Below are 12,351 nucleotides of genomic sequence, written 5' to 3'. Positions count from 1 at the left end.
CTATGGCTGAAGTAATTAATATGCCGCGTTTGAGCGATACAATGGAAGAAGGAACTGTTGCTGCTTGGTTAAAAAAAGTAGGAGACAAAATTGAAGAAGGGGATATTTTAGCTGAAATCGAAACCGATAAAGCAACGATGGAATTTGAATCTTTCAACGAAGGAACTTTACTTCATATTGGTATTCAAGAAGGAGAAACTGCTAAAGTAGATACCCTTCTAGCAATTATAGGTGAAGAAGGCGAAGATATTTCTGAATATTTAAATGAAAATACAAGTGTCACGTCGAGCACAGTCGAGATGTCTTCTGATTCTGAAAATAAAGAAGATGGTGTCGTTCAGAGTAATAACGAAGAACCTCAAGAACTACCTGAAGGAGTCATAGTAGTGACCATGCCTCGTTTAAGTGATACCATGGAAGAAGGAACAGTTGCTACTTGGTCGAAAAAAGTAGGAGATACTGTTGATGAAGGTGATATTCTTGCTGAAATTGAAACAGATAAAGCTACTATGGAGTTTGAATCATTCCAATCTGGTACTTTATTATATGTTGGTTTACAAGAAGGTGATTCAGCAAAAGTTGATTCATTATTAGCAATTATTGGCCCTAAAGGAACAGATGTTTCTAGTATTGCTAAAAACTTCAAAACAGCAGATACGACTTCAGAAACAAAAAAAGTAGACGCACCAAAAAAGGAAGAAACTTCAAAACCTGAAGCTAAAAAAGCAGCAGCTGTCACTTCGAGCGCAGTCGAGAAGTCTCAATCTTCAACTACAAAGTCTAACGGAAGAGTATTCGTATCTCCATTAGCTAAAAAAATAGCTGAGGAAAAAGGGATTAACTTGTCTCAAGTTAATGGTTCTGGTGAAAACGGAAGAATTGTTAAACGTGATATTGAAAACTTTACACCTGCCGCTCAATCGGCTTCAGTTGGTAAATTTGTGCCTACTGGTCAAGAGGATTTTGATGAGGTGTCAAACTCTAATATGCGAAAAGCAATTGCTAAAAACTTAGCAAAATCTAAATTTACTGCACCTCATTATTATTTGAATGTGGAGTTTGATATGGAAAATGCTATGGCATTCAGAGTACAATATAACTCAATTCCAGATACTAAAATTTCATATAATGATATGATTGTTAAAGCATGCGCTTTAGCTTTAAAAGAACATCCTCAAGTCAACTCTCAATGGTTTGATGACAGAATGCAATTGAATAATCATGTTCATATTGGAGTTGCTGTAGCTGTAACTGACGGATTATTAGTACCTGTGGTTAAATTTGCAAATGAGCAAAGTTTGACACAAATTGGTGCTGCAGTTAAAGAATTTGCTGGAAAAGCTAGAAATAAAAAACTTGGACTTGACGAAATGGAAGGTAGTACCTTTACTATTTCTAATCTAGGAATGTTTGGGATTGATAGTTTTACATCTATTATCAATCAGCCAAATTCTGCTATACTTTCCGTAGGAAATATTGTTGAAAAACCTGTAGTAAAGAATGGGCAGATAGTTGTTGGTAACACAATGAAATTATGTTTGGCTTGTGATCACAGAACTGTAGATGGCGTAACTGGAGCTCAATTCCTTCAAACTTTGAAAGGTTATATCGAAAACCCAGTAACGATGTTAGTATAAGAAAAACTAATTTGTCATTCCGCACTTGATGCGAAATCTATTATAATATAAACCTGATTTGATTTTTTCAAGTCAGGTTTTTTTATCTTTAGTCCCAAATAAAATTTTTTATGAAAAAACTAGCTCCATTGTGCTTTTTACTCCTTATTCTCGGTTGTAAAATCGAAAAAAAATCAGAAACTATTACAATTACTAGTTCTGAAATTAAAGAAATGGTTAGTTTTTTAGCATCAGACGATTTAAAAGGACGTCATGTAGGTAGTGAAGGTGTTGATAAAGCAGCGAGCTATATTGAGTCTCAGTTTAAGTCTTTTGGTACCAAACCATATTTTAAAACCTATAGAGATCATTTTAAAATTGACAGTTTAGATGCGTTTAATGTTGTTGGTTTTATTGAAGGTACAGATGAAAAATTAAAAGATGAAATTATTATCTTAGGAGCACATTACGATCATATTGGTTTTGGAAGTGACGCTAGGAAGAAAAGTAGAAAAGGTAACATTACTGAAACTGATTCTATTGCAAATGGAGCTAACGATAACGCAGCAGGAACAAGTGCAGTTATAGCTATGGCAAAATATTTTGCAGAAAAAAAGACTAATAAACGTAGTATTATGTTTGCTTTATTTTCTGCAGAAGAATTAGGTTTATTAGGCTCGAAGCATCTGGCTAAACGTTTAAAAGATGAAAATTTAAACCTTTATACTATGGTGAATTTTGAAATGATAGGTGTCCCATTTAAAGATCGAGATTATCAAGCGTTTCTGTCTGGTTATGATTTATCTAATATGGCTGATAAAATAAATGAATATGTAGGTAGTAAGCTTATCGGTTCTTCAGAGGTAGCAAAAAAATACAATTTGTTTAAACAGTCTGATAATTATGCATTCTACAAGGAGTTTAACTTACCATGTCAAACCATATCGTCTTGCGATTTATCTAATTATGATTACTACCATCATGCAGATGATGAGAGTAATGAATTGGATTATGAATTTATGGCTAACCTTATAAATAACACAATTATAGCCATTGAACAAATGAGTAATACTGAAACCAAAGAAATTGTAATGTATGAGTCAGAGTAAAAATATAATCATCACAGGAACGAGTCGAGGTATCGGATTTGAATTGGTGCATTTGTTTGCCAATCAAGGTCATAACGTATTAGCATTATCTAGAAATGCTCAACCTGTTAGTAATCTTCACTTTGACAATATCACTTCTTTTTCATTTGATTTGTGTGAAGAAGAGGATTATAAAAAAGTCGAACAGTTTATTCAAAATGAATGGAAACATGTTGATGTTTTAATCAATAATGCAGGACTTCTACTTAATAAACCTTTCTCTGAAACTACATTTAAAGATTTTACTAAAGTGTATGAAACTAACGTCTTTGGAGTTTCTGAAATGACTCGAGTAGTAATTCCATTTATGAAAAATAACAGTCATGTTGTGACTGTCAGCTCAATGGGAGGAATTCAAGGAAGTATGAAATTTCCAGGTTTAGCAGCCTATAGCTCAAGTAAAGGAGCTGTGATTACACTTTCAGAATTATTAGCTGAAGAATACAAAGATACTGGTCCGCAATTTAATGTACTAGCATTAGGAGCTGTGCAAACTGAAATGCTCAAAGAAGCTTTTCCAGACTATCAAGCTCCAACGACTGCAAAAGAAATGGCAGAATATATTCATGAGTTTTCTCTAAAAGGAAACAAATATTATAATGGCAAAGTATTACAAGTTTCTAATTCAACACCTTAATAAAATATTCAAATATCAAATATTATTTATCTTGAAGAGTTATTGATATTTTTACAAAAAATGTATATCAAAAAATGAAACCATATTTTACTTGCCTTTTATATAGTCTAATAACCGTATTTGTTATTTACAATAATCCACTTTCAGGGCAAACTTTTGAGCGTGCAGAAATGATTTCTGGGTTAGGGATTTTAGAAGAAAACAATGGTGTTGCAGTTGCAGACTATGATGGTGATTTTGATTTAGATATTTTTGTGGTAGCCAAAGCTATAGATGAAGATGGTATAGAAAAAAGCCATAGTAGACTTTTTAGAAATAATAATAATGGCACATTTACAGATGTTACTCAAGATTCTGGTTTAGTGAATTTATTAACTTCAGAGGACGAAACTATAGAGACATTTGCGTTGGATGGTTTTAAATATGGAGCTTTTTTTGGGGATTATGATAATGACGGTTATCCTGATCTTTTTTTTACACATATATATAATGTTCAGCTTTTTCACAATGAAGGTGATGGGACTTTTATAGAGGTGACAGAAAATGCAGGAATCCAGAGTTTTAATGACTGTAGAAATACTGGCGCTTCATGGTTTGATTATAATAATGATGGCTTATTAGATATTTTTATAAATGATTGGCGTAGGTGTTCAAGCAATAAATTGTATAAGAATTTAGGAAATGGCACTTTTCAAGATGTTTCTGTTGAGGCTGGTCTAAATGATGATTTTCCAGTTGCAAGTTATACTTCAATTCCTTTTGATTTTAATAGTGATGGATTGATGGATTTGTATGTGACAAATGACTTTGATAAAGCAAACGACTTAAATATTAATCAAGCAGGAACGAGTTTTTATGAAGATGCACAAAATTATGGATTAGATAACATTATCAATGATATGGGAATTGCAATTAGTGATTTTAATAATGATGGTGATTTCGATTTTTTTATTACAGGAATAGATAAAAATGCGTTATTAGAAAACGATGGTAATAATCATTTTACCGAAACGTCTTTAGTGAATAATATACCAGAAACAGGTTGGGCTTGGGGAACACGATTTGCAGATTTTGACCTTGATGGAGATGAAGATTTAATAATTGTAAATGGTTATGATTTTGAAGATCGTTCAACCGAGAACAATGTTTATTATAAAAACTTAGCAAGTGAAGGTCAAATAGGTTTTGATGATTATTCAGATGTTGTAGGATTTAATGATTTAACAGTTAGTGTCGAAGCTATTGATTTTGATTTTGATAATGATGGTGATTTAGATGTTTTTGTGTCTAACTCAGATCAAAACTCGTTTCTTTATGAAAACAAACTACTAAATTTTTATGAGCCAATAACACTAAACTGGTTCAAAGTGTTGCTTCAGGGAACAGTATCTAATCGAAATGCTATTGGGACAACTTTAACAATCACTACAGACCTTGGTCAGTTTAAACGTTATTATACAGGTGTTGGGTTCTTGTCACAGAGTTTACAACCCGTTCATTTTGGTTTGGGTAATGAAAATGTAATTACTGAATTAGAAATTAAATGGCCTAATGGTTTAATTGAAACCTATCAAAACCTAGATGCAAACACTACAGTTAGAGTAGTAGAAGGTCAAGGGATTATGGTTTTAGATATAGAGCCAAGTCAGAAGATATTTGGATGTACAGATCCTGAGTCGTGTACTTATAATCCTGATGCAGTCATAGATAATGGGAGTTGTACCTATTTACAGTCCAATCAAATTTCTGGAAACACATCATCTGGTTTTTTAGTAGCCGAAACGTACACGTATCCTATTGCTTCTGGGTCAACTGCTATTTGGGAAATCACTGGAGGTGAAATTATTGAAGGTCAAGGAACAAATACAGTTATAGTAAAATGGGGCTTAAATGAAACGGGAAGCCTAAGTGTTAGAGAAACAGATGGAACGTGTTTTAGTCTCGAGGATCATATTGAAGTATCTTTAAATATAAATGAAATTCCAGAAGATGTTTCTATCGCTAGAGTATGGAATGAAGTTTTATTAGAAGCCATAAGAAATGATTTTGCAAGACCAACAGTTCATGCTAGAAATTTATTTCATTCTAGTGTTGCGATGTACGATGCTTGGGCCATTTATGATGAAGTAGCGAGACCATATCTCATAGGTAACTCCTTAAATGATTTTAGTAGTACACTCGAAGATTTCATTCCAATAGAGAGTATCGAAACTTCAAGAAAAAAGGCAATTAGTTATGCAATGTACCGATTACTGAGTTATCGTTTTCAAAATTCTCCTAATGCAGACGAATCACAGCGTTTGTTTGATTTGATAATGGATCAATTGGGTTATGAAACAGAAACAGCGTCTTCAACAGTTTACCAATTTGGTAATGCAGCAGCACTTGGGAATTACATTGCAGAAACTATTATGGCATATGGTAACATAGATGGCTCAAGAGAGTTTACGCAATTTGATAATGCATATTATGAGCCAGTAAATTCTGCATTGGCACCAGTTGTTCCTACACAAGTAGAAATGCAAAATCCTAACCGTTGGCAACCTTTAAGTTTAGATACTTATATTGACCAAAGTGGGAACCTAATCACTGGATCTACGATAGATTTTTTAAGTCCAGAATGGGGAAATGTATTGTCTTTTGCAATGACTGAAGATGAAAGTGTAACTTATGAGAGAGATGGAGATACTTACAAAGTATATAATGATCCAAATATGCCACCATATTTAAGTTTAACTGAAAATAATACATCAAGTGATGCTTATAAGTTAGGTTTTTCAATGGTATCAATTTGGGGCTCACATCTTGATTCTAGTGATGGAGTACTTTGGGATATTTCTCCAGGTGCTATTGGGAATACTAATATTGATGATTTTCCAACGGAGTATGAAGACTATCCTAATTTCTATAATATTATTGATGGAGGAGATATTGGTACAGGCCATTCTCAAAACCCTATTACAGGACAGCCTTACGAATCTAATATAGTGCCAAGAGGAGATTATGCAAGAGTACTAGCAGAATTTTGGGCAGATGGTCCAGATTCTGAAACGCCTCCAGGACATTGGTTTACGATTTTAAATTATGTAAATGAACATCCACTATTAGAAAAAAGATTTCAAGGTGAAGGAGCTGTTTTAGATGATTTAGAATGGGACGTTAAATCGTATTTTATTTTGGGAGGAACAATGCATGATGCTGCTATTTCTGCATGGAGTATAAAAGGTTGGTACGATTATGTGAGACCCATTTCTGCGATACGATTTATGGCGCTTTTAGGTCAAAGTACAGATGAAAACTTAGATAATTATAACATTGCTGGAATTCCTTTATTAGATGGTTATGTCGAAGTTGTTGAAATTGGAGATCCGTTAGTAGGAAGTGATAATCAACATTTAAATAAGATAAAACTATATACATGGAAAGGTCCAGATTTTATTGATAATGAACAGACAGATGAAGCAGGTGTAGGATGGGTTTTAGCCGAAAATTGGTGGCCATATCAACGGCCAACTTTTGTGACTCCTCCTTTTGCAGGTTTCGTTTCTGGTCATTCTACGTATTCTCGAGCTGCGGCAGAAGTGCTTACTAAATTTACTGGTAGCGAATTTTTTCCTGGTGGAATTGGAGAATTTGTAGCAAAGCAAAACGAATTTTTAGTCTTTGAAGAAGGACCTTCAGTTGATGTTACTTTGCAATGGGCAACTTATAGAGATGCTTCAGATCAAACAAGTTTGTCTAGAATTTGGGGAGGAATTCATCCTCCAGCCGATGATCTTCCAGGAAGAATCATAGGTAAAAAAGTAGGCCTTGATGCATTTGATTTCGCTGTGCCTTACTTTAAGGGGGAAATCGAAAGTGTTCAGGATGAAAGTCAAATTGTATTTCCAAATCCAGTTTTAAACTTTGAGGTTTTTATTACTAAAACAAATGCATTCGATTCGTTTAGTTTGTTTGATATAAGAGGTCGACAAATTGCTATTATTGATGTGGATTTCAACGAATTCAGTAGAAGAACAAAACTTCAGTTTCCGCAAGATACATCTGAAGGTTTATATATTCTATACATTAATGGAAACTCTACAATGTTGCTTTTAGAAAACTAATATAGTTTCATCTTTTTTAAGAAATCATTCTGTTTTATTTTGAAATAATTCATTTATTTTTATTGCATGCAAGACGCGCTTCAAACTTATATTCCTATTAAAGCTGTTTCTCAAGTTTTAGAATTACTAAAGCATGATAATCTTGTTGTAAAGATTAAAAAAGAACGAAAAACTAGACATGGTGATTATAAACGCTTACCTAACGGAAGACATCAAATAACGGTTAATTCTAATTTGAATATCTATAGGTTTCTAATTACATTAATTCATGAAATTGCACATTTTGAAGCTTATAAAAATTTTGGAAGAACTATAAAACCTCATGGAATTGAATGGAAAAGAACATTTCAACATTTAATGTTACCATTTTTAAATCCAGAAATATTTCCAATAGAAATTTTACCATTATTAGCAAAGCATTTCAAAAATCCAAAAGCATCTAGCGATACAGATGTAAAACTCGCATATGCATTAAAGCAATTTGACGAGCCAAACGATAAAACCTTTATATTTGAATTACCTTTACATAGCAGGTTTAAATTATATAATGGTCGTATATTTAAAAAAGGAGATATACGTCGAACTAGATACGAATGTATAGAGATTAATACAGGTCGATTATATTTATTTAATGCTAATGCTGAGGTAGAATTATTAATTGATTAACAGATGTCACCTTGAGCGCAGTCGAAAGGTCTTTTCTCTGAAGAGATTCTTCACTTTAATCAGGATGCAAGAGATTAAAATATGAACAAAAATTATTACGCCATATTAATGGCAGGAGGAGTAGGATCAAGATTTTGGCCAGTAAGTACACAAGATTTTCCAAAGCAATTTCATGACATGTTAGGAACAGGTGATACGCTTATTCAGAAAACCTTTAATCGTCTTGCTAATATAATTCCAAAAGAAAATATCTTCATTTTAACTAATGAACGTTATAATGATTTAGTGTTTGAACAATTACCAGACGTTACAAAGCGACAAGTGGTTTTAGAACCAGCAATGCGAAATACAGCGCCTTGTATCTTATATGCAGCGTTAAAAATTCAAAAAGAAAATGAAGATGCTGTTATGATTGTTTCACCAAGTGACCATTGGATAGAAGACGAAACAGCGTTTACAAACAATGTACAACAGGCTTTCGATTTCTGTTCTGAGAATGATGCTTTAATGACCTTAGGAATACAACCAACGTTTCCAAATACAGGTTATGGTTATATCGAATACGACTCTTCTACTAATAATGATATCAAGTCTGTAAATCAATTTCGTGAAAAGCCAGATTATGACACTGCAAAACAGTTTATCGCTCAAGGTAATTTTTTATGGAATGCTGGCATTTTTATGTGGAGTGTCTCAAGTGTCGTTAATGCTTACAAGAAAAACCAACCTAATTTATATCAGCTTTTTGAAAAAGGAATAGAGGTTTATAATACAGATTTTGAAGATGATTTTATTAGAGATAACTATGGTAAATCTGAAAATATTTCAGTGGATTATGCCATTATGGAATCGTCTAAAAATGTATATGTACTTCCAGCTACTTTTGATTGGAATGACTTAGGTACTTGGGGAAGTCTGTATGATAAATTAGATAAAGATGAAAATAATAATGCTGTGGTTAATGCTAAAACATTAACTGAAGATGCTTCAGGAAATATGATTCGTACCAAAGGAGATAAAATTGTTGTAGTTGATGGTTTGCAAAATTATATTATTGTAGATAAAGACGAAGTTTTGCTTATCTTTCCAAAGACAAAAGAGCAAGATATTAAAAAAGTACTGCAAAATGTTAAGTCAACATTTGGAGAGCAATATGGATAATTATGAGCGAAGAAAGTAAATTCGATTTCTCAGAAGAAGAAACTAAAAAGGATGCTGCAGTTGAACAAAGTAAGGAAGCTGTAAAACAAGATGCTAAAGGCTTATGGGTCAGTATTAAAACGTTTTTAAATGAGCTTTTAGACTTTAGAGACGATACAGATCGTGATGCGACTATTACAGCAATAAAAGGCGATGTCTCGTTTAAAGGAGCAACAGCTTGGATTTTAGTTTGCTCAATAATGGTAGCATCTGTTGGTTTAAATGCCAATTCTACAGCAGTTGTTATTGGAGCCATGTTAATTTCGCCTTTAATGGGACCAATTCTTGGTATTGGAATGGCAATTGCAATTAATGATATTGACACCTTAAAACGTTCACTTATCAATTTAGCGATAATGATTGTTTTAAGTCTATTGACTGCTTTTTTGTTTTTTAAATTTTTTCCGCTCGGAAACCAAGAAACGTCTGAACTTTTAGGTAGAGTAAAGCCAGATATACGAGATGTTTTAATTGCATTTTTTGGAGGTCTAGCCCTAATTATAGCACGTACAAAAAAGGGAACTATCGCGTCAGTGATTTTTGGTGTAGCAATTGCAACAGCTTTAATGCCTCCTTTGTGTACAGCAGGTTTTAGTTTAGCAGATGGCAATTGGTCCTATTTCTTGGGTGCTATGAATCTGTTTACGATTAATACTATATTTATTGCTTTAGCAACGTTTTTAGTGTTAAAAGTATTAAGGTTTCCAATGCTTAAATATGCTAATTCAGCTAAACGAAGAAGAACAGCCAATTTTGCTGCATTAGTAGCTGTACTCGTTATGGTTTATCCAACAATAACGTTTGTAAAGGTTTTAAAAGATAGTGGTTTAGAGAATGATTTTGATAGTTTTATTACAGACGAAGTGAAGTCTAATCGTGAGCTTTGGTTTCAAAGTGGAACACCTAATTGGGAAGAGAAAACCATTGCATTATATTTTAATGGAGAAGTGCCAGATGCAACCATTGCAGATTTAAATAATGAAATAAAAAAGTATGACAAGATTAAAGACTTTAAATTAGATATTAAAGGAAATAAGAATAGAGGCTTTGATAAAGTTGTTGATGCTTATGATAGAGCAATAAGAGATTTAGATCAAAAAGATTTAATCATTTCTGGGCTTCAAAAACAAGTGGAACAATTAGAATTGAATATTACCAATTTAAATAAGCAAATAGAGTCTAAAGATGCGACTAGTAATTCAGTTTCATTTACTAATTTATCACGCGATGCAAAAGTGAGATTTAATGAATTAGAATTTTTCGGATATTCAAAAATGCTAGAATCAAAAGATTTTATAAATATTGATACTGTTACAATCGCAAATGTAAGGTGGAAAGTTTCTCTTAATGATAGTGTTGTATTAGTAAGAGAGAGGAATTTACAAGAATGGTTACAAGGTGTTTTAAAAGAGGATACTATTGTAATAAGAAGAAACTGATTTATTCATTTTCTTCAAGATACATTTTTCGTACTTTTTTGAATAGTTCAGACGAATAAACAAAATCAGTTACAACTTCGTTGTCTGTTTTAAAAATAGTGTCTTTTGAGCCTTCCCATGCTTTAAATCCATCTTTTAAGAAGACGATTTTTTCTCCAATTTCCATAACCGAATTCATATCATGAGAATTGATTACTGTGGTGATATCGTATTCATCTGTAATCTCTTGAATAAGATTATCAATAACAATTGCGGTTTTTGGATCTAATCCAGAATTAGGTTCATCACAAAACAAATACTTAGGTTTGTTTACAATGGCTCTTGCAATAGCAACGCGTTTTTGCATTCCTCCAGAAGCCTCACTTGGCATTTTGTGGTGTGCATCAGGAAGGTTAACTCTATTTAGAACAAAATTAACACGATCTTCCATTTCACTTTTACTTTGTTTAGTGAACATTCGTAATGGAAACATCACATTTTCAGCAATCGTCATAGAATCAAAAAGCGCACTGCCTTGAAATACCATTCCCATTTTGGCTCTTAAATTTCTTCTTTCATCATGACTAAGCTCAGAATATATTTTTCCATCATAAGAAATGGTTCCAGTTTCTGGTATAAACAAGCCTAACAAGCATTTTAGAAACACTGTTTTTCCAGAGCCACTTTGTCCAATGACTAAACTGGTTTTTCCTTTTTCAAAAGTGGTACTAATGCCCTTTAAGATGTGAGCATCTCCAAATGATTTTTCTACATTTTTGACTTCTATCATTAGCTTAAAAGCATTTGGGTTAATATATAGTTTAATAAAATAATCATGACACTTGTCCAAACAAAAGATGTGGTACTGGCTTTACCAACTTCTAATGCACCACCTTTCATATAAAATCCGTAAAATGAAGGAATTGTAGCCAAAAGAAATGCAAAAGCAATTGTTTTTATAAACGCATAAATAATATGAAATGGAATAAATTCAAATTGTACACCAGTAATATAATCATCAATACTACTAAATCCGCCATAAACACAAGCAGCCATTCCTCCAATAATTCCTAAAAACATAGCAATAGAAATAACAAAAGGATAGAGCATCAAAGCAATAAACTTTGGAAAGACCAAATAATTCAAGGCGTTAATTCCCATAACTTCTAGTGCATCAATTTGTTCCGTAACACGCATTGTGCCAATACTAGATGTAATGAATGAGCCTACTTTTCCAGCCATTATAATTGATATGAATGTTGGTGCAAATTCTAATATTACAGATTGTCGAGTAGCAAAACCAACTAAATATTTTGGAATTAATGGATTACTAATATTTAAAGCCGTTTGAATGGTTACAACACCACCAACAAAAAATGAAATGAAGGCCACAATACCTAAAGAACCAATGATTAAATCATCAATATCTTTTAAAATAAGTGTTCGCATTACAGACCATTTGGTAGGTTTACGAAACATCTCTGCGATCATTAAAAAATAGGCACCAATATTATGAAGGTATTGCATAGTTAAATTTGATTATGCTAAAGTAAAAAAACT

The 12,351-nt window shown here is 32.7% G+C and carries 9 protein-coding genes; 7 read left to right on the top strand and 2 right to left on the bottom strand.

The features are described from left to right. Nucleotides 1-2 precede the first annotated feature (2 nt). From MUN68_RS13135 to MUN68_RS13105, 7 genes are all read left to right on the top strand, one after another. Nucleotides 3-1,637: a pyruvate dehydrogenase complex dihydrolipoamide acetyltransferase gene (locus MUN68_RS13135; protein ID WP_249996015.1), complete on the top strand. Its 1,635-nt coding sequence runs from the start codon at nt 3-5 to the stop codon at nt 1,635-1,637. A gap of 110 nt (nt 1,638-1,747) precedes the next feature. Beyond that, nucleotides 1,748-2,725 carry a M28 family peptidase gene (locus MUN68_RS13130; RefSeq protein ID WP_249996014.1) on the top strand — a complete coding sequence of 326 codons (978 nt, stop codon included), beginning with the start codon at nt 1,748-1,750 and terminating at the stop codon, nt 2,723-2,725. Then, the gene (locus MUN68_RS13125) at nt 2,712-3,401 is read left to right on the top strand and encodes an SDR family NAD(P)-dependent oxidoreductase (RefSeq protein ID WP_249996013.1); all 690 of its coding nucleotides are present in this window, start codon (nt 2,712-2,714) and stop codon (nt 3,399-3,401) included. The genes MUN68_RS13130 and MUN68_RS13125 overlap by 14 nt, the downstream gene beginning before the upstream one ends. A gap of 74 nt (nt 3,402-3,475) precedes the next feature. Then, entirely contained in the window at nt 3,476-7,507 is a 4,032-nt protein-coding gene (locus MUN68_RS13120) for an FG-GAP-like repeat-containing protein (RefSeq protein WP_249996012.1), read from the top strand. Nucleotides 7,508-7,573: 66 nt separating this feature from the next. Continuing rightward, nucleotides 7,574-8,173 carry a SprT-like domain-containing protein gene (locus tag MUN68_RS13115; protein ID WP_249996010.1) on the top strand — a complete coding sequence of 200 codons (600 nt, stop codon included), beginning with the start codon at nt 7,574-7,576 and terminating at the stop codon, nt 8,171-8,173. Between the two features lie 81 nt (nt 8,174-8,254). Continuing rightward, complete coding sequence (locus tag MUN68_RS13110) at nt 8,255-9,334, top strand: mannose-1-phosphate guanylyltransferase (protein WP_249996009.1); 1,080 nt, start codon at nt 8,255-8,257, stop codon at nt 9,332-9,334. 2 nt (nt 9,335-9,336) lie between these two features. Further along, on the top strand, nt 9,337-10,812 hold the full coding sequence (locus MUN68_RS13105) for a DUF389 domain-containing protein (RefSeq protein ID WP_249996008.1): 1,476 nt from the start codon (nt 9,337-9,339) through the stop codon (nt 10,810-10,812). Between the two features lies 1 nt (nt 10,813). Here MUN68_RS13105 and MUN68_RS13100 read toward each other — a convergent pair whose 3' ends face one another. Together MUN68_RS13100 and MUN68_RS13095 are read right to left on the bottom strand one after the other, a co-directional pair. Then, a complete protein-coding gene (locus tag MUN68_RS13100) occupies nt 10,814-11,581 on the bottom strand; it encodes an ABC transporter ATP-binding protein (protein WP_249996007.1) in 768 nt (255 codons plus the stop codon). Continuing rightward, complete coding sequence (locus MUN68_RS13095; RefSeq protein WP_249996006.1) at nt 11,581-12,318, bottom strand: MlaE family ABC transporter permease; 738 nt, start codon at nt 12,316-12,318, stop codon at nt 11,581-11,583. Before MUN68_RS13095 ends, MUN68_RS13100 begins: the two co-directional genes overlap by 1 nt. Between the last annotated feature and the right edge of the window lie 33 nt (nt 12,319-12,351).

Source organism: Psychroserpens ponticola (assembly GCF_023556315.2).
Lineage (GTDB): Bacteria > Bacteroidota > Bacteroidia > Flavobacteriales > Flavobacteriaceae > Psychroserpens > Psychroserpens ponticola.
Note: the sequence above shows the minus strand (reverse complement) of the source record. Positions and strands in the feature narration are given on the sequence as shown.